The organism is Arthrobacter sp. TMN-50 (genome assembly GCF_054511125.1).
The window spans coordinates 141,923-161,222 of sequence record NZ_JBTNDG010000002.1; the positions used below are offsets into that span (position 1 = coordinate 141,923).

Here is a 19,300-nt window from a genome sequence, read left to right on the forward strand (position 1 = left end):
ATCTTTCAGTTCAGGGGCGGGACGGCTCAAGCGTACCCGAGGCCGTATTGGGGCGAGGTGGGCGGCGGCTGGAGATACGGCGGTCGGCAGCATGGTCAAACGGGCCTCCCTGCGGGTCGTCGATGTCGAGGCGCCGCACCGGGTCCTGCCCAGGCTCAAGGATGCCCTCCACGACCCGATACATTATATATGCCGTTGCCAACATATGTCCGAACACGGCCAGTAGATAGTACGGAAGGTCAATGTTGTTTTGGGCTGCTCCGCCGCTCGTCTCCCGGCCCAGGTAGGCCATCAACGCCCACCAATGAGCCACTTCGAAGAGTTGCCAGGTGAGGAAGGTTCGCCACTTCGGGTAGGCCAGGGCTACAAGGGGGATCATCCAGATCGCGTGCTGTGGGGAGTATTCCTTGCCGGTGAGGATCAGCGCACCCACCAGGAGGACCACCAGTGGTGCGAGGCGTGGCCGGCGGGGCGCCAACAGTGCTAACGCGGCGATGCCCACGCACACGAGACCAAACACAACCATGGACACCGCCGACGTGGTCGCAGCCTCCAGTGCGGCGCCACCGGCACGGACTGCCAGGGCATTGTAGGCAAACCAGACCGAGGAATAGTCGACCCCCTGCGTCAGGAGGCCGGTGAACTGTGCCCCCCACGCCTGGGGGTCGGATACCGCAAAGGGAAGGTTGAGGGCCAGCCAGGTCGCAGCCAGCACCGCACCGGTCATTACGGCGCCGCTGGTTTCGCGGGTGCGCACCGCCAACAGGGTCACAGCCGCGAAGATCAGCACCGGGTAGCCGGCAATCGCAGTGCCCAGGCCAAGGAAGGCACCCGCGGCTGCGAACTGGCAGCGGGCGAAGGCCAGCATACCGAGGGCCGCGAGCATCACTGCCCAAAGGTCCCAGCCGACAAATCCGGCGACGATGATGATCGGCGCCACCGCAACCATGGCCGCGTCCCATGGCCTTCGATTGGACATGCGAACGGTCGCGCACACAGTGATGAGCCACGCTGCCACGGCCAACACCGAGTGGAGGTCGTAGTAAAGCAGGATGCTCCCCACCGGGACCAGGTTCGCCGTCGCACCGGCAATCGCACCGGTCAGCGCCGAGTGCCCCAACTGGAGGAAGGAAGTCCCGGCATCCAATTGGCTGAAGGTTTCGAGCCACTGCGAGTGGCACGCCATGTAGTACTGGTCGGGGCCGGCCCATCCCTCAATCCTGCACGGGTTCTTGATGAGGACGGCGAGTGCCGCCGCAACGGTGGTCAGGAGAACCAGCACCCGGTCCACGGTGAACGTTCCAGGGTCGATCCTGCCCGGACTGGTCCGGCGCCCGAGGGGTCCGCCGATCAGTTCGGTGAAGTTCCGCAGCAGCGCGTCAGCGCGCGACGGCACTGAAATGCGCACCGGCCGACGCCGGGACCGACCGGTTCCCATCCCTGAAGCCTACCGATCGGAGGTGGGGGTGGACACCAAATTTCGTCGATATATCAGCCAGCCGGAATGCTTCGGGAAAATCCTGTGTTGAGAATAAGAAGTAGACTGGATTAGCTGCTCGGTCCGTTACGGGACGAATCCGGCGGGTCGACAATATGAAGTGATTCAAGAGGAGAACAATGGGAACTAACCCCATTAGGGTGGCAATCGTTGGTGTCGGCAACTGTGCGGCGTCACTGGTGCAGGGCGTACATTACTACCGGGATGCTGATGCCACCGCGTCAATCCCCGGCCTGATGCACGTGGAGTTCGGCAAGTATCACGTCAATGACGTCGAGTTTGTTGCTGCATTCGACGTGGACGGCAAGAAGGTGGGCCTGGACCTTGCCGATGCCATCGGCGCCAGCGAGAACAACACCATCAAGATTGCCGAGGTACCCCCAACCGGCATCAAGGTCCAGCGGGGCCACACCCTCGACGGCCTGGGCAAGTACTACCGCGAGACCATCGTGGAATCCGATGCTGAGCCGGTCGACGTCGTCGCCGAACTCAGGGCCAGCAAAGTCGATGTCATGGTGTGCTACCTGCCCGTCGGATCTGAAGACGCGGCCAAGTTCTACGCCCAGTGCGCCATTGACGCCAAGGTTGCGTTCGTCAATGCCCTGCCAGTGTTCATCGCCGGTACCAAGGAGTGGGCCGACAAGTTCACTGCGGCCGGGGTGCCCATCGTCGGCGATGATATCAAGAGCCAGATCGGTGCGACCATCACCCACCGCGTCATGGCGAAACTTTTCGAAGACCGCGGCGTCACATTGGACCGCACCTACCAGCTCAACGTTGGTGGCAACATGGACTTCAAGAACATGCTGGAGCGAGACCGTCTCGAATCCAAGAAGGTTTCCAAGACGCAGGCCGTAACCTCTAACGTGCAGGCCGACCTTGGCGAACGCAACGTCCACATCGGCCCCTCCGACTATGTTGCCTGGCTCGATGACCGCAAATGGGCGTTTGTCCGTCTGGAGGGGCGCAACTTCGGCGACGCGCCCGTTTCGCTCGAGTACAAGCTGGAGGTTTGGGACTCTCCTAACTCGGCCGGTGTGATCATCGACGCCATTCGCGCCGCGAAGATCGCCATGGACCGCGGCATTGGTGGACCCCTACTTTCCGCATCCAGCTACTTCATGAAGTCACCGCCAGAGCAGTTCGCGGACGACATTGCTCACGAAAAGGTAGAGGCCTTCATCCGCGGGGAACTGGACCGCTAACGCCGGACCTAACCTTCGCATCACCCTTGAGGGCCGACCGTGCATCACACCCGGTCGGCCCTCAAGTGTTTAAGCCGGTTAGAACAGGCCTACCGCGCCGCCGTCGTCGTCGACATCCATCCGCATCGCGGCAGGTTCCTTCGGCAGGCCCGGCATCGTCATGACCGCCCCCGTCAACGCCACGATGAATCCTGCTCCGGTTTTGGTGATCAGATCGCGTACATGCACGGTGAAGCCCTTCGGCGCACCGAGCACTGAGGGGTCATCGGAGAACGAGTACTGGGTTTTCGCCATACAGACCGGCAGCCCACTCCAGCCGTTGGCTTCGATCTCTGCGAGACGCCGCAGCGCCGGCACCGAGAAGTCGACGCCGTCGGCCCCGTAAATTTCCTGCACGATGGTACGGATCTTATCCTCGACCGAAAGCTCCAGCTGGTACAGGTGATGGAATTTCTGCGGTCCTTCCAATGCGGTGAGGACCTTAGTCGCGAGCTCGTCCCCGCCGGACCCGCCGCCGCCCTGACCCCACACATCGGCCACGGCGGCGTCGATGCCCTCGGCCGCGCACCAGGCGAGCAGCCACTCGAGCTCCTCGTCGGTGTCGGTCGAGAACCGGTTGATGGCCACCACCGGCGTGATACCGAACTTCTCCACGTTGTGGACGTGCCGCCGGAGGTTGGCCACCCCCGACTCCAGCGCAGCCGTATTGGGCTCTCTCAGGTCGGTTTTAGCCACTCCACCGTGCATCTTGAGCGCGCGGATGGTCGCGACGATGACGACGGCGGCAGGAGCCACATCCGCGTACCGCGCCTTGATGTCCATGAACTTCTCGGCGCCCAGATCAGCACCAAAGCCGGCCTCGGTCACCACAATGTCGGCCAGTTGCCGGGCGGTGCTGGTGGCGATGACCGAGTTGCAGCCGTGGGCAATGTTGGCGAACGGCCCCCCGTGGACGAGAGCGGGGGTGCCGGCGATGCTCTGCACCAGGTTCGGTTTGATTGCGTCACGCAGCAGCAGGGTGAGGGCGCCCTCGACGCCGAGGTCACCGACCGTCACGGGTTGGCGGTCAAACGTGTACCCGAAGGTAATCCGTGCCAACCGTTGCTTGAGGTCCGAGAGGTTCGACGCCAGGCAAAATACGGCCATGATTTCCGAGGCAACAGTGATGTCAAAGCCGTCCTGGCGGGGGGTGCCCTGAGTGGGCCCGCCCAGGCCGATCACCACTTCCCGCAGTGCCCGATCATTCATGTCGAGGACCCGTTTGAAGGTGATCCGGCGCGGGTCGATGTTCAGCTCGTTGCCCTGGTAAATGTGGTTGTCGACCAGGGCCATCAACGCATTGTTCGCCGAAGTCACCGCATGAAAGTCTCCGGTGAAGTGCAGATTGATGTCCTCCATGGGCAGGACCTGCGAGTATCCGCCGCCGGTCGCGCCGCCCTTCATGCCCAGGATCGGGCCCAGTGAAGGTTCCCGCAAGGCAATCATGACGCTTCGCCCACTGCGCGCCAAGGAATCCGCCAGACCAACGGTGCAGGTCGACTTTCCCTCACCCGCGGGTGTGGGACTCATCGCCGTGACCAGCACCACTCTGCCCGGCGTTTTTCCGGGGTTTGGGAGAAGCTTGGCGGTGTCGATTTTGGCCTTGTATCGACCGTAGTGTTCGAGTGCTTCCATCGGGATGCCTGCCTGTGCGGCAATTTCATCGATGGGCCGGATGTCAGCGTTGCGGGCGACATCCAGATCGCTCGTTGGCGTGGGCAAAGACTTCATTGTCAACAGTCCTCTGGGCTTGTGGCGCGTCGGGATTGAGTCCCCTGTGATGCCCCGGGTCTGGGCACACCGTCAAATCTACCAGCGGTCTCCGGACGGTCAGCGGAGCCCGGACCGCTTCAGCAAATACTCGACCATGGGCTCGTAGACTCCGGGGCAGAGATTGTCGTCCAACGGGACGGCAACCTTCAGCTGGCCTTCCGCCTCGGAGACGAACAGTCCTGGGTCGTTGCAGTCGGCGAAGCCCAGAGCTGCGATCCCCGCGCTGGCGGCATAACCGGCCCAGCCGTGGTCGGCGACCACCAAGTCGGGTGCCGGCTCCCCATTCGCGGCCAGCAGGTCAAGGCTGAGCTGCATCGGCTCCGGAGAATGAGTGTGTGCCAGCCCGCCATGCTGATGCCAAACCAGCACCCCAAACAGTTGCCGGATATCACCCTCCCGGAACGGCTGACCTTCAGGGACGTCGACCACCGTAGCGCCAGCCCGCCGGGCGGCGGCGGCGAGGGCAGCGTGAACCGGAAGTAGGCCTGCCGGGTGGCCGGTCGCGAACAGGATCCGTTGCCCGGCCGCCACCGCTCCACCAAGGACAGACCCAAACCGATCCAGCGCCGCCACGCACTTCGACGAGTCAATGGTGTCCTGCCCCGTAAGGTGCCCGCGGTCCGGACTGATCCCTACACGATCGTGCATCAGGTCGAACACCTCGTCGAACATCCATTGGCGGGTTGTGCGGACCCCAAACTCTAGGTGTTCGCTGCCCTCAAGGAACAACTGCATGTGACGGAGGTTGTCTTCGCGGGGTGTAGCGACCGTCCCGGTGATTCGGACAGAGTCGAGGTAGGCGGCGAGTTCGGAGGAGTTCACCAGACCATCCTAAGTGAGCCCTTCGGCCCGGCGGGAGCGCACCCGGAGGTCAGCGCGCAGCTGCCTCCTGGAAACGCTCGACGGCGGTGCGATAGCTTTGCGCGGTCAGCAACGCCGTGCGCTGCCATCCGAAGGCGAGCGCATGAATCGCTGCGCCGCGGCCAAGCGAGGCGCGCGTGACGGCATCGTCGTACATGGTTTCCAGGGCAGCCGACCAGAGCGCCGGCGTGTGTCCGTTCACCAGCGTGCCGGTGCGCCCATCGCTGATCGCCTGCGGCAACCCGCCCACGTTGGCGGCGAGGACCGGCGTACCGCAGGCCTGAGCCTCCAGGGCAACCAGGCCAAAGGATTCGGTGAAGGAGGGCATCGCCACTAGATCTGCAGCCCTGAACCAGTGCGCCAACTGCGTGGCCTGCACCGGTGGGTAGAGCCGCACCGTGTTCTGCAGCCCGGCGTCGTCAATGAGGGGCTGCAGCCGCAGGGCCTCCGCGCCGCTGCCGGAGCCAAGGATGCTCAGTTGCAGGGGAATGTCCGGGCGGCGGGCGGCAAGGTCAGCGGCCGCAGCGACCAGCACCTGCGGCCCCTTCAGTTTCTGGATTCGGCCGGCAAAAACCACGTGAAACGCATCCGGCGAGAAGTTCAGGGACGCCCTCGACTCGAGACGGGACACGGGATTGAATGTTTCCAGATCAACCCCCGGCGCCACAACGTCCACGCGCTCAGGCGCCGCACCGTACAGGGACTCGAGCTCCGCCGCCTCGGTACTGGTGTTGGCGATCAGCCTGGACGCTCCGTCTACGATCGCTTGTTCGCCCGCAACCCGCACGTCCGGTTCCGGGGTGCCGCCGGCGTGCAGGCGAATGTTCTTGACCCGCCCCATGGTGTGCATCGAGTGGACCAATGGAAGGTTCAGGCCCGCACTCACGGTCAGCCCAACACTTCCGGATACCCAGTAGTGGGAGTGGATGACATCGAAGTGACCATCCGCCAGCAGATCGGTGACCTCAGCGATGGCATCGGTGAATGATTCCGACAGGCCCGGCAGCAGCTCTTTGGGCACTTTGCGCTGGGGGCCAGCTCGCAAGTGCCTGACCATGACACCCGGGGCTAGCTCTTCTGAGTGCGGTTGACCCTCGGAAGCCGCGCGCGTGAAGATTTCGACGTCGATTCCCACGCGAGCCAACTCCAGGGCCAGCGATCGCACGTAAACGTTCATTCCGCCGGCGTCACCGGCGCCGGGCTGATCCAACGGGGAGGTGTGCAGGGAGAGCATTGCCACACGTTTTACCGGAGGCATAAGAACTCCTCTCGCATGGATGCCCTGGATGATTACCAAGCGCTCGTATTGTCGGACTGTTTGCCGCTATTGACCCTATAACGTGCTGTGCGGGCTGCACATTCCGCGCGGATCCGCGACGCACGGTGTTTGCCGCTGCCGTCAAAGGCGGAAGCCCGCGCTGGGAAGCGCGGGCTTCTCTACTGGTGGGACTGATCACTTGCATCAGGTCCTCCTTCGCGGTGGTCGAATCAGGTCAGGAAGGGTCAGTTCACAGCGTGGATGAACCACTCACTTGACGTGCATGGTGTGCTGCGGCAGGAGAAAACGGTCAATGGAATCCCTCGCGGAAGGCGGAGGGGCTTTGGGTATTCGTTTCCACAGAGCGACGCCGTCTCTTAGTTTCTTCAGCATGATGTGTACCTCCTCTCGATGGGCGTAGTTGGGCATGACGGTCACTGGCGAACTGGGCGTCCCCGCTTCCGGATCTCCGGTGGAGGTGAAACTGCCAGCCATGATGAACTCGCCATGCTGGCGATCGGTGTGGTTTGGGGTTGGTACGGCAACCGATTCTGGTGCCAGGGACGGGTGGGTGGTGAGCGCAGTCAACACAGGGGTCTCCAAAATTTGATGGGTTGTGAGGGTCCTCAAATGAGGTTCGAGTACACACGAGCGCACGGGTCGGAAAGACGGAGGCCGTCTGAGCGCATCAGGGGTGCCGGAAAGAACTCGCCGTCCAGAATATGGACAGACGAATAGATCAGCAGTTAGTTAGTGCGCAGCGACGGCGGAGGTCGGACTGGTGTACGCGGTAAACGATCGGCGTAGTTTTGTATTCACAGTTCCCACCTCCCTTTCTTGTAGTGCGCGGATAGAGACAGCGCCCGGATTCTTCAGCCGATTTCTCGATTGAGAACTCCCAATGGCACAAGACAAAGCTACCCCACGGAATGCCGGGCCGCCTAGGGTTTCAGCCAATAAATTTCTGGGAAAGTTTGCCACCCCGGGAACTTTTCATCAGTGCGCCCCGCTAACACGCCCTCTCACCACTCCCGGCTAGGCTGACAGCACCTGCCACTTTGGAGGTCCAGAACTTTAGGAGGGGGCGATTGTGGAACGGGTCCGCGAACTCGATGGACTACGTGCCTTCGCTCTTTTTGGCATCCTCGCAGTAAATGTCTGGTACTTCGCTGACCCCTGGACGCTCTCGGGTGAGCTCAGCCCCGACCACCGGTCGACGTCGGACACCGCGGTCCGGTTTGGCGTCACCGCCATCTTTGAGGGCAAGTTCTACCTTCTGTTTTCGTTCCTGTTCGGATACAGCTTTGTTCTGCAGGAGCGAGCAGCCCATCGGGTGAACGCGTCGCCGGTGCCGCGAACGCTGCGTCGACTGGCCTGCCTGGCTGCTCTGGGCCTAGCCCACGGTCTCTTGCTGTATTACGGCGACATCCTCCTGACCTACGCCGTGATCGGAGTGGTGCTCCTTGGTCTGCGGAACATCAGCCAACGGGCGGCCATCCTGACGGCGGCGGCAATCACCGTCGGCATGGCGAGCCTGCTGATCGTGGTCGGGGGCATCGTCGCTGCGTTCAACGTGCCCCCGGGCGACGGGGCAGTGCCGCCACCCGACGTCGGGGCGATCGCCTCAGGGCCAGGAGCAGCGCTGGGTGCCAACATTGAGGGTTATCTGCTTGCCCTTCCCTCGGTGCTGTTCTTCCAGGGACCACTGGCGCTGGCCATGTTCCTGCTTGGTCTCGCTGCCGCTCGTTCCGGGCTGCTTGAACGGCGGATCAGCAGGGTCACCCTCCGCCGCACCGCCACCCTCTGCCTGCCAATCGGTCTGCTCGCCGCGGCGGGACAGTCCTACCTTCTCTATTACGCGGACCGGGACCGATTTTCCCTGCTCACCACTGGCATCACCACGCTGACCGCCCCGCTGGCGACCGCTGGCTACGTTTGCCTTCTGCTCCTGCTGTTCCGCTCAACGGCCGGTCCTGCGCTCCTCAACGCGCTCGCACCGGCCGGTCGGATGGCGCTGACCAACTATTTGGCCCAGTCCCTGGTTCTCGCCGTGGTGTTCACCGGATGGGGGCTGGGCCTGACCAATGTTCTGGCGCCGGTTCAGGTGCTGGGTGGGGTCGTCGTCCTATTCGGTGCCCAAATGGTGCTCAGCCGACTCTGGCTCTCACGATTCACCGTTGGCCCACTGGAGTCTTTGCTGCGGCAGGTCACCTACGCCTCCCGCGATGGGAAGCCGTTGAAGTGAGAGCGGAAATTGGTCAGAGATTCCAGTGCACGATGGCCGGCGTCCGCTTGTCCCAGCCGAGCGCACACACAGCTGCGGTGCCCAGGACAAAGCGCCGCCCCTGCGCCGGGTCCAGCTCAAGCCAGCGCGCAGCGACTACTCGAAGGAAATGACCGTGCGCCACCAGCAGCACGTGGCGGGCCGGCTGCGCTGCTGGCTCCCGGTCGGCCGGGGTGCCGCATCCTGCCTGCACCAGGGACACCACCTGGTCGGCCCGGTCAGCAACCTGGGCCAGCGTTTCACCGTTCGGTACGCCGTCGTCCCAGATGAGGTAGCCCGGGTTTTCCGCCCGGACGACGGCGCTGTTGCGGCCCTCGTTATCGCCATAGTCCCACTCATGGGCGTACGGCAGGATGTGCGGGTCGGGGAATCCCGCCAACTCAGCTGTCCGGACAGCTCGCTGCAACGGTGAGGACAGCACCGTGTCGAACGTAATTTCTTTCAGGTGACTTGCCGCGTCAACCGCCTGCCGTTCCCCAACGTGGGTCAGCGGGAGATCTGTGAGTCCGGTGTAGTTGCCGTCCCGGGACCATTCGGTCTCACCATGCCGGAGCAACCAGAGCTGCGGCAACGGGGTCCCGGCGGGGGTCAAATCCGCGGAAGCGGCGCCGGAAAGACTCATGACGACACCGACTCGGGTTGCAGTACCCACCAGGCACGCAGCTTCGACTCGGCTTCCTCAGCAGAATGCGGTCCATGTTCCATGCGTTCCTCCAGCAAGAATCTGTATGCCCTGCCCACCACTGGACCAGGCTTGATGTCCAGCAGCCCCATGATCTGGGCACCGTCAAGATCCGGCCTGATGGATTCCAGTTCTTCCCGTTCCGCCAGCGCATCAATGCGCGCCTCGAGGTCGTCATAGGCAAAAGCCAGCCGTTCGGCCTTGCGCTGGTTACGGGTAGTGACATCCGACCGGGTTAGCCGATGCAACCGTTCCAGTAGGGTGCCGGCGTCGTTGACATACCTGCGCACCGCTGAATCCGACCAGCCCGCCTCGCCGTAGCCATAAAACCGCATATGCAGTTCTACCAGGCGCGCCACGGCCTTGATCGAGTCGTTGTCGAATCGGAGGGCCTTCATCCGCTTGGCGGTGAGCTTGGACCCGACCATGTCGTGGTGGCGGAAGCTTACGGCCCCGGATGGCTCAAATTTCCGAGTGGCGGGCTTGCCGACATCGTGCATCAATGCAGCGAACCGCAGGACGAAGTCGGGGCCGGGTACCGCACCGTCGGGGGCCGTTTCAAGGCGGCACGCCTGCTCCAGGACGGTCAGTGAGTGCTGATAGACGTCTTTGTGCCGGTGGTGCTCGTCGATCTCAAGCCGCAGGGCGGAGACCTCAGGCAAGACAAACTCCGCCAGCCCGCTCTCCACCATCAAATCGATGCCCCGCTGGGGGGCGTCCCCCAACATCAGCTTCACCAGCTCGTCACGGACCCGTTCCGCGGAGATGATCGTGATGCGCTGAGCCATTTCCCGCATCGCTTCCGACACCTCGGGGGCCACTTCAATCCCCAGCTGCGAGACAAATCGTGCAGCGCGCATCATCCGTAGCGGATCGTCCGAGAACGACGACGCCGGCGTCCCAGGGGTGCGCAGGACACCCGCCTGCAGGTCCCTGACCCCACCGTAAGGGTCAATTAATTCCATTGACGGAAGCCGGAGCGCCATAGCATTGATCGTGAAGTCCCGGCGGAGCAGATCGTCCTCAAGCGTGTCCCCAAAAGCGACGACCGGCTTGCGGGACGTCGGGTCATACGCCTCGGCCCGGTAGGTTGTGACCTCGATCATGTAATTGCCTCTGCGGAGGCCTATCGTGCCGAAATCCCTACCGATTTCCCAATACGAATCGGCCCACCGGCGGATCACAGTGAGGGTCTGGTCCGGAGTCGCATCGCTGGTGAAGTCCAGGTCCGGGGAGGTGCGGTTCAGGAACAAATCGCGGACCGGCCCGCCCACCAGGGACAGTTCATGTCCGGCTGCGACGAACAGCTGTCCCAATTCGGTAACAACCGGTGGAAGCGGGGCGGTCAGGGTTGAGTTGTCCAGCAGGTGCACCATAGTGCTTTAAGGGTGCCAGATGACACGGAAAACTCCACTATGGGGCCGCGACGCGTCGTTCGGGCCCGACACTCGGGAACCCGCACGAGGGGACGGCGAAGGCTGGTTGTCGTCATCAACAGAAGCGAAAGATCGTTAGAGTGGACTGCATGGACCGTCCTGTTCCAAGCGCACCAAAGCGGACCCCGTTGACAGTGTCAATGGGCAGTGCCGGCGCGCCCCAGGTCCATCAGTCCCTCCCAACGGTTGAAGAAGTATCAGCCGGCGGGATAGTAGTCAATACTTCCGATGGTCTCCTGAACGTGGCGATCATAGCCCGGCTGAACCGGGGCGGCCGCCTTGAGTGGTGTCTGCCCAAGGGGCACCCTGAAGGCAGCGAAACCAACTCCGAGGCAGCGGTCAGGGAAATCGAGGAAGAAACCGGAATTCAGGGCCGGATCCTCACCGCCCTGGGCAGCATCGACTACTGGTTTACCGTCAGTGGACACCGCGTTCACAAAACGGTCCACCACTATCTGTTGATCGCCACCGGCGGCCACCTGACCATCGAAAATGACCCCGACCACGAGGCCGTGGACGTGGCGTGGGTTCCGCTGGCAGACCTGGGCAAGAAACTTTCATTCCCCAACGAGCGCCGCATCGCCGACCTGGCTCGGGAAGTTCTCCCGGACTACCTCTGACCCGAGGTCAACTCCGCCGAGCCAGTGGTGAGACGATAGACAACGATGTCGGATTTAAATACAGCCTCCCTTCCCGTCCAGGACGCCGGAGTTTTACCCAGCCACACGGTTCATCCTGGCGACGCCGCAGCCACCGACGCCGTCGACAAGCGACCCACTCCTGAGGCCCCGGACACGACGGCCCGCTCAAGCGCCATCATGGCAGCCGGGACCCTCGTCTCACGAGTGCTCGGACTGGTTCGGGTAGCCCTCCTCGCGACGGCCTTGGGGGCATCCGGCGGTGTGGTGGATGCGTTCTCCATTGCCAATGGGCTGCCCAACTTCATCTATCTCATGGTGGCCGGCGGCGTGTTCAACGCGGTTCTGGTCCCCCAAATCATCAAGGCAACGCGGAACCCGGACCGTGGCGCGGACTTCATCAGTCGTCTCATCACCCTCGCAGTCATCGTCCTGGTGGTGCTGACGGCTCTGGTGACCCTTGCTGCGCCGCTGATCACAACGCTCGTCACCGATTTTTCGGGCAGCCGGCTGGCTCTGGCCACCATTTTCGCCTACTGGTGTCTGCCGCAGATTTTCTTCTACGGTCTCTACGCGATTATTGGACAAGTGCTTAATGCCAACGGGTCCTTCGGGCCCTACATGTGGGCGCCAGTAGCCAACAACATTGTTTCGATCACAACGCTGGTGGTGTTCATCGTGCTGATGGGCTCGCAAATCGATAGCTCGCACACGCCCGAATCGTGGAACTCCTCCCAAACCCTCCTGCTGGCCGGAGGAACTACCCTCGGAATCGTTATTCAAGCGCTGGTCCTTTTCTGGCCCCTCAAACGGCTCGGATTAGGGCTCAAACCAACCTTCGGCTGGCGCGGGGTGGGATTGGGCCGCACCGGGAAGCTGGCGTCGATTACCATCATCACCATGCTGGTCGGGAACGGTCTGTACCTGGTCAATATTCGCGTCGCATCGATCGCCGCTGAGGCCCGCCCCGATTACCTCGACCGCGTGCCACCCCGGCAGATTGCCGGCCCGTTCAACCTGGACATCGGCACCATGGTGTACGTCCTGCCGCATTCAGTGATTGCGCTGTCCATCGCCACCGTTATGTTCAATCAGTTGGCTGCTGCACACAGCAACAACGATTTTGCACTGATCAAGGCAACACTCTCACGCGGTTTGCGCGTCATGGGCGTGGCGACAGTGTTTGGTGCTGCAGTTCTCCTGGCGCTCGCCGTACCGCTGGGAATGTTGTTTTCGGGCGGGATACGCCCGGACGGGGCACTCAACGCAGTGCTCATCACCCTGCTGGCTATCGGCGCACCCTTCCTCAGCGCCAACTTCTTCCTCAATCGGGTGTTTTATGCGGCCGAAGATGCTGTCACGCCACTCCGGATTCAACTCATCCTGTCAGTGGTTGGTGTCGCCCTTGCCCTCATCTCCGGGACCTTCGCGCCCGAATACATTGTCCCGCTGCTCGCCCTCAGCTTCACACTGGGCAACGTGATCGCCGTCGTCGTGAGCCACACGTTCCTGGTCCGCAAAATTGGTTCCTATGGTGCCGGGCACGTGTACAACGTCCATGTACGCCTAACTCTCGCCGGAATGGTCGCGGCCGCGGTCGGCGCTGGGGCGCTGTGGCTCTTCGGGGGGTACAACCCCGAAGGATTCGTCTGGCAATCGGTGCCTGCCGCGTTCATCGTGCTGGCAAGCTGCGGAATCCTGATGGCGGGCGTCTATCTGAGCATGCTGAAGGTCCTGCGAATCAAGGAACTGGACGATTTCCTAGCCCCCCTACTGGCGAGGTTTAGCCGAGCCAAATGAACCCAGCCCGGCGTGCGCATGAAAAACCCGGGTATCGGCGAGACTGACCGGTAACATTGGTAGGAATCATCTTCAGCTCATCTGACGCGTTGAACGGGAAACCCTGTCCGACGCCCGACAATCCAACCATTCCGCGGGAGGAACACGTGCCACAACCAGTAGACGTTGGTTCAGTATTGGGAGGCCGCTACAAGGTCACCGCCTACGTACTGGCTTCTGCTGACCGGGATCTTGTGCTCGACGGTATGGATCAGGTTCTCAGCCGGCCCGTCAGTATCCTGGTTGCCTCGGCCGCGAACGCGGACCAGATAGCCGCCACCGCACGTGAGGTTGCCACCGGTGAACGAGCCGGGAACATTCAGGTCCTGGACTTGGGCGTCACCGACGAAAGCACCTACCTGGTGACCAACCGCGCATCGCCTGCGGATCTGCTGGATCTCGTTGTCCCACAGGATACGCCGTTTGTTGAGCCGTTTTTCACCGACACTCTTGGATCCGAAATTTTTGGCGGTCCTCGCTCTACCGAGCCCGAAACGTACGACGACGACGACGATGACTACGGGCCCGACGAGGAAGATGACCGGCCAGCCAGAAAGTCTCGCCTGCTAAAAGCTCGTCTGCCGAAGTTCGGCAAAGCTGCAGCAGGCGGGGCCGCGGGGGCGGCTGCCGCCCGGGCAGTCCCGTCGGGCCCCCCGGCGCCGTCTCCGGTTCCGCCGCCACCAACATCAGCACCCCGGGTCACCCACGGAGGTAGCGGCGGCGATCCTGGTCAGCCAAAAGTTTCACTCTGGTCTGACCAGGATTATGACGCCGGTGCCGAGAAATCGCAGGCCACCCAAACCCGGCGCGCCGCATCGCACTTCCCGGCCGCAGCCGCAACCGGCGCCACTGTGCCCGACGGCTATAACGAGTATGACGACAGCGATGACGACGACCGGGGGAACAACCCAAAGTACACGCGGGTGCTCGTCGGTGTAGTGCTGACCATCATCCTGGTCACGGTTGTAGCGTTGGCCGTAAACCAGCTCAGTGGCTTCTTCTCACCGGATCCAGCGGCGGGACCCGGCACCACCACCACCCAAGCTGTCGAAGAGCCAACCGAGGATGTCACTGCAACACCTTCTGAGGACCTCGAAGAGTCCACCGAGCCGACCCCTGAACCCATCAATCCCGTACCGGCTACGGTCACGCGGCTCGTCCCCGACAACGCCGGGCTAAACGCTGACACCGATGGGGACCTCCCCCTCATCATTGACGGAAATCCCGGTAGTTTCTGGGGAAGCCTGGTTTTTGCCAACGAAACCTTTGGCGGCCTCGCCCAGAACATGGCTCTCATCGTCGAACTCGAGGAAGAGTCGACGATCAACCAGATTCAGATCGCACAGCTCAACGGTTCGGGGGGTAGTTTCACCGTTCTCCTCAACGATGAGCCGACCCTTGATGGTGCAGAGCAGATCGCGCAAAGTTCATTCACCGGTCCCACGATCAATATCCCGGTTCCACCCAGCGCAGAGGGTGAGCCTGCCACCGCGCAGTACATCATCGTAAACCTCACGCAGCTTCCACGCCTGACCAACGTTCAGGCGGTATTCCCCTGGGGCGTCCGGATTGCGGAGATCAGCGCCTCCTAGCTCTGCCATCCTCTGGTTAAACCCCAGGGACGGGGGCGGAATAAGCTGGTCCATGGGGCGGTTCTTATGAGTAACCGCGTCATCGAGCCGTAGGGCTACTGTTGTGGTGTCAATAAAGGAAGGTCCACCAAACCCGTGAGTAAAGAAACCGGCACGCCAGAAATGACCAGCAACGATACACAAATGATCCATGACGTGATCATCGTGGGCTCAGGCCCAGCCGGGTACACAGCAGCTGTGTACACCGCGCGCGCCAACCTGGCTCCGTTGATGATTGCCAGCTCAGTCAAAGCTGGCGGTGAACTGATGAACACCACTGATGTAGAGAACTACCCCGGCTTCCCTGACGGCGTCATGGGCCCGGACCTAATGGAACAGTTCGAAAAGCAGGCGGTCCGATTCGGTACCGAAATCCTGTTCGAGGATGTGACAGCTCTTGAGCTGAATGGGCTGGTCAAGAAGGTCACCATTGGTACCGGGGAAACCTACCTGACGCGCTCCATCATCATCTCCACCGGCTCGGAATACCGTGAGCTGGGGCTCGAGGACGAGAAGCGCCTGTCCGGTCACGGCGTCAGCTGGTGTGCAACGTGTGACGGGTTCTTCTTTAAGGATCAAGACATAGCCGTTATCGGTGGTGGCGATTCGGCGATGGAAGAAGCGCTTTTCCTGACAAAGTTCGCGCGGACCGTCACGGTAGTACACCGCCGTGAGTCTCTTCGCGCCTCCAAGATCATGCAGGACCGCGCACTTAATCACGACAAAATTCGCTTCATCTGGAACTCGGAAGTTGTTGGGATCGACGGCAAAGATAAAGTAACCGGTCTACGGCTCGGTAGCACAATTGACGACTCAACCCAGCAACTCGCGGTCACCGGTGTGTTCGTTGCCATAGGTAATGATCCCCGGGTCGACCTCGTCAAGGATTTGCTGGAATTGACGTCCGAGGGAACCATCGCCGTCCAAGGACGCACGTCCAAGACATCAATACCGGGCGTGTTTGCTGCCGGCGACGTCATCGACCCTACCTACCGTCAGGCCATCACAGCTTCCGGGTCCGGCTGTGTTGCAGCGCTTGATGTCGAACACTATCTGGCCGATCTCGGCGATTCAGTGGATACCGCTGCGGAGGTCCCAACTCCACCAGCAGAAAAAGTCTCAGAAGAAGCACGCGTACTCAGCCCGAACCTAGGAGAAGCACTATGACCGCCAAAGAAGTTACCGATGCCTCATTCGATGCCGACGTATTGCAGGCCAACAAGCCCGTCATTGTCGATTTCTGGGCAGAGTGGTGCGGTCCATGCCGCAAACTATCCCCAATCCTTGATGAAATTGCCGGCGAACACTCCGAAAAGGTTGATGTTGTAAAACTCAACGTCGATGACAACCCGGCGACGGCCGCCAAGTACGGCATCACGTCGATCCCGGCGGTATATGTTTTCAAGGATGGTATCGTAGCGGCCCAGTCCATTGGGGCCAAGCCAAAACAGGTCATCGAGCAGGAATTTGCTGATTTCCTAAAGTAGTCCAGAGCGCGTTAGCGAAAGATTGCCGGTCGCCTTATTAAGCCACCACCTCCCAAAGAGGTGGTGGCTTCTCCGGTTCGCCCCCGGTTTCACATGAAACAAGGGATTTCCCGTCGCTGTCGTCGCGCGGCCGTCGCAATCGTCCTTTACGGTCAAATCGATGTTTCGGTAGCGGATTTATACGCTGTCTCCAGCGGCGGAAAATGGTAACCCGGGAGAGGGCCTTCCCCGCTCGATTGAAGGAACCATAGGTTGCCCCTCCTGGAGCTTCAAGAGAATCTGATGATAGTCATCTAGGCGCACGAGTTCACTGTCCATTCTGCTACCACGATGGACCCGCGAATAGGGCGCCCCATTTCGACCCATACCCTATCCGGACGAAGGACTAGACCACGGCTTTCTGGAGCTCCATAGGTATCCGGTGAACTGCCTTAGGACGTCGTTTCACGTGAAACGACGTACACAAGACCCTATATCCTGCAGTAAGCGTCGCGCCTTTGGCACGAGGCTTTGTGATTTTCTCCCGGCAGCAGACCAGCGGGCTGCGACACCAGATGATTGTTCACCGCTTCCGAACGCCCCGTGGTTCACAGACTTTCCCTCGCCACATCATATCGCCGTCCTGTGTGCCCATCTGTGTCCAGTAGTTGCACGTGATATTTTCACGCAGTTGTGTTTGAGGGTTGAAACGCAGTCGCTCAATAGGCTCGGAGCGTGCAAGACTGATATGAAGGCCGCTCGCGCGACCAGCGGCTTAGTGAGAAACCGGGTAGGTAGCCTTTGTGCCGGGTCCAAACAGTCGGATAAGGATCTCAATCTATCGGCTCGACGACCGTACCAGGCTAGTCCGGGAGAGGCAGGGAAGGCGCGGCTGATGGTGGGTTATTGAAACCGGGCGGGCTCGAGCGTCCAGGTTTCACGTGAAACGCTTGCTTATCCCGTAATTGCCTTGCCTGGCAGGCAATATGCGTCCACAGATAGTCTGAAGTCGAGAATTTCTGATCAATAAAGGGTCCTTTATGAGCCGGTAGCAGCCCTTGTTTCACGTGAAACAGCAGGTCCCCTTCGAACAGCTCTATTGCGCGAGTTCGCATTCATTTGCCGCACCGACGTAGGTTCTAGGCACGTCGAGCAGTAAAGGTCCGCAGATCGACTATTCTGCCCTTCGAGAACACTATTGTTTGCGCGCTATCGGTGTCACCCTTCAGAGCCCGCAATCTGGCCGGTCACAACCCTGGACCCCGCAGTATCGGCTCGCCGAAGCCCGGCCGGTTCGGTATCAGCGAAGCGCTTCCCAGGTTTCACGTGAAACGCAACATGCAAGTCGCATAAGGCCATGCAGCGCACCTAGGCCGATGGGGAGCTGCCCAGTACGCCCATAATCCGATTCAAATCGTCGACGCTCGCAAACTCAATGCTCACTTTGCCTTTACGGGCACCCAGGGTGATCTTCACGCTGGTATCAAGCCGATCTGAGAGCGATGATGCCAGGTAGTCGAGACGTTCGTGTCGCGCGCCCGCGCGAGGACTGTTGGGTTTCACTGGGCGCCTGAGACCATCATTCATCGACACGAGCTCTTCAGTGGTTCTGACCGATAGACCCTCGGCAACAATCTTCTGCGCCAGCTTCTCCATTTCAACCTGATCATTCAGCCCAAGAAGAGCCCGAGCATGACCGGCCGTAATGATTCCTGCCGCCAGTCTCCTCTGAACCAATGGGGGAAGCTTCATGAGACGAAGCGTGTTCGAGATCTGAGGGCGCGATCGTCCGATGCGCTCGGCCAATTCGTCGTGAGAACACCCGAAATCATCAAGTAATTGCTGATAGGCGGCGGCCTCCTCAAGCGGATTGAGTTGACTACGGTGCAAGTTCTCCAGAAGTGCATCTCTAAGAAGGTCATCGTCGGCTGTCGAACGAATGATTGCTGGAACGGCTGCCAATCCTGCTTCGCGTGACGCTCGCCAACGCCGCTCGCCCATAACCAGCTCGTAGGGCTGATCGCCGCCTTCCGCAGAAGGGCGTACGACAATGGGCTGTAGCACCCCGATCTCACGAATCGAGTTCACCAGCTCAGCCATCTCGTCGTCGTCAAAAACGCTGCGGGGTTGCTTCCGATTGGCATGGATTAGGCCGACAGGAATCTCAGCAAATGTCGCCCCGGGCACCGCGACCAAATGCGACTCCGCGCCAGAATGCGCTGTTTCACGTGAAACGCCACCCAGATCCTGCGATTCAGTCCCAGTCACACCCGGCTCAATCCGAGACAGATCGGCCACCTCCGGCGCGGTCGGCACCCTCGATCCACTCTGCGTCGAGTTGGACTGCCCCTCGGCAGTCGGCACACTGCCCAGCTTCCCATCAGGCTCTGAAGACACCACGGGGTCGCTGCCCGACTTCTTCTGCACGATCCGCTTCGGAGCCCGCGTAGGAGCCTTGAGGGCGTCCTTGTTTATTCCCGACGCACCCCGGGCCGACCGCGGAGGCTCGACGGTCGCACCGTACTCGCTAACCGAGCGTTCCGGAGCGGCGGGGAAGAAGAGGTCAGCCGGCCGACCGTTCCGTGGAGTTGCCGTATCTCTGACCTCATCCGGCGTCTCCACCGGTGCACTTGGGATGAGGGCCCCGAGCCCACGCCCCAATCCGCGTCGCTTCTCAGCCATGACAGGTC

At 61.4% G+C, this 19,300-nt stretch carries 15 protein-coding genes; 7 read left to right on the plus strand and 8 right to left on the minus strand.

Features of this window, described 5'->3' with window-relative positions:
• Positions 1-10: 10 nt before the first annotated feature.
• Complete coding sequence (locus tag ACX80A_RS04585) at positions 11-1,438, minus strand: glycosyltransferase family 87 protein (RefSeq protein ID WP_459258504.1); 1,428 nt, start codon at positions 1,436-1,438, stop codon at positions 11-13.
• A 179-nt stretch (positions 1,439-1,617) separates the two neighbouring features.
• On the opposite strand from ACX80A_RS04585, the gene ACX80A_RS04590 reads away from it, so the two are divergent.
• Positions 1,618-2,703 carry an inositol-3-phosphate synthase gene (locus tag ACX80A_RS04590; protein WP_459258505.1) on the plus strand — a complete coding sequence of 362 codons (1,086 nt, stop codon included), beginning with the start codon at positions 1,618-1,620 and terminating at the stop codon, positions 2,701-2,703.
• Positions 2,704-2,781: 78 nt separating this feature from the next.
• On the opposite strand, the gene ACX80A_RS04595 is transcribed toward ACX80A_RS04590, so the two are convergent.
• The 4 genes from ACX80A_RS04595 to ACX80A_RS04610 form a co-directional block, all read right to left on the minus strand.
• On the minus strand, positions 2,782-4,473 hold the full coding sequence (locus ACX80A_RS04595; protein ID WP_459258506.1) for a formate--tetrahydrofolate ligase: 1,692 nt from the start codon (positions 4,471-4,473) through the stop codon (positions 2,782-2,784).
• Between the two features lie 99 nt (positions 4,474-4,572).
• Positions 4,573-5,337 (minus strand): phosphatase, encoded by a 765-nt coding sequence (locus tag ACX80A_RS04600; protein ID WP_459258507.1) that lies wholly within the window; start codon positions 5,335-5,337, stop codon positions 4,573-4,575.
• A 49-nt stretch (positions 5,338-5,386) separates the two neighbouring features.
• On the minus strand, positions 5,387-6,634 hold the full coding sequence (mshA, locus tag ACX80A_RS04605; RefSeq protein ID WP_459258508.1) for a D-inositol-3-phosphate glycosyltransferase: 1,248 nt from the start codon (positions 6,632-6,634) through the stop codon (positions 5,387-5,389).
• Between the two features lie 270 nt (positions 6,635-6,904).
• Positions 6,905-7,225 (minus strand): hypothetical protein, encoded by a 321-nt coding sequence (locus ACX80A_RS04610; RefSeq protein WP_459258509.1) that lies wholly within the window; start codon positions 7,223-7,225, stop codon positions 6,905-6,907.
• Positions 7,226-7,724: 499 nt separating this feature from the next.
• Between ACX80A_RS04610 and ACX80A_RS04615 the strand changes: the two genes are divergently transcribed.
• Positions 7,725-8,879: a DUF418 domain-containing protein gene (locus tag ACX80A_RS04615; RefSeq protein WP_459258510.1), complete on the plus strand. Its 1,155-nt coding sequence runs from the start codon at positions 7,725-7,727 to the stop codon at positions 8,877-8,879.
• A 13-nt stretch (positions 8,880-8,892) separates the two neighbouring features.
• Here ACX80A_RS04615 and ACX80A_RS04620 read toward each other — a convergent pair whose 3' ends face one another.
• Both ACX80A_RS04620 and ACX80A_RS04625 read right to left on the minus strand, forming a co-directional pair.
• The gene (locus ACX80A_RS04620; protein ID WP_459258511.1) at positions 8,893-9,540 is read right to left on the minus strand and encodes a histidine phosphatase family protein; all 648 of its coding nucleotides are present in this window, start codon (positions 9,538-9,540) and stop codon (positions 8,893-8,895) included.
• Positions 9,537-10,976, minus strand: a complete 1,440-nt coding sequence (locus ACX80A_RS04625; RefSeq protein ID WP_459258512.1) for a CCA tRNA nucleotidyltransferase — start codon at positions 10,974-10,976, stop codon at positions 9,537-9,539. Before ACX80A_RS04625 ends, ACX80A_RS04620 begins: the two co-directional genes overlap by 4 nt.
• 149 nt (positions 10,977-11,125) lie before the next feature.
• Here ACX80A_RS04625 and ACX80A_RS04630 point away from each other — a divergent pair, with 149 nt between their 5' ends.
• The 5 genes from ACX80A_RS04630 to trxA all read left to right on the plus strand — a co-directional run bounded on the left by ACX80A_RS04630 (position 11,126) and on the right by trxA (position 16,631).
• Positions 11,126-11,656 carry an NUDIX hydrolase gene (locus ACX80A_RS04630; protein WP_459258513.1) on the plus strand — a complete coding sequence of 177 codons (531 nt, stop codon included), beginning with the start codon at positions 11,126-11,128 and terminating at the stop codon, positions 11,654-11,656.
• Between the two features lie 45 nt (positions 11,657-11,701).
• A complete protein-coding gene (gene murJ / locus ACX80A_RS04635) occupies positions 11,702-13,474 on the plus strand; it encodes a murein biosynthesis integral membrane protein MurJ (RefSeq protein WP_459258514.1) in 1,773 nt (590 codons plus the stop codon).
• A gap of 146 nt (positions 13,475-13,620) precedes the next feature.
• Positions 13,621-15,105 carry an ABC transporter substrate-binding protein gene (locus ACX80A_RS04640; RefSeq protein WP_459258515.1) on the plus strand — a complete coding sequence of 495 codons (1,485 nt, stop codon included), beginning with the start codon at positions 13,621-13,623 and terminating at the stop codon, positions 15,103-15,105.
• A 162-nt stretch (positions 15,106-15,267) separates the two neighbouring features.
• Complete coding sequence (trxB, locus tag ACX80A_RS04645; protein WP_459258828.1) at positions 15,268-16,311, plus strand: thioredoxin-disulfide reductase; 1,044 nt, start codon at positions 15,268-15,270, stop codon at positions 16,309-16,311.
• Complete coding sequence (gene trxA, locus ACX80A_RS04650) at positions 16,308-16,631, plus strand: thioredoxin (protein WP_459258516.1); 324 nt, start codon at positions 16,308-16,310, stop codon at positions 16,629-16,631. Before trxB ends, trxA begins: the two co-directional genes overlap by 4 nt.
• Before the next feature lie 1,347 nt (positions 16,632-17,978).
• Here the strand turns inward: trxA and ACX80A_RS04655 are convergent.
• Positions 17,979-19,292, minus strand: coding sequence for a ParB/RepB/Spo0J family partition protein (locus ACX80A_RS04655; RefSeq protein WP_459258517.1), 1,314 nt, complete (start codon positions 19,290-19,292; stop codon positions 17,979-17,981).
• Positions 19,293-19,300 lie beyond the last annotated feature (8 nt).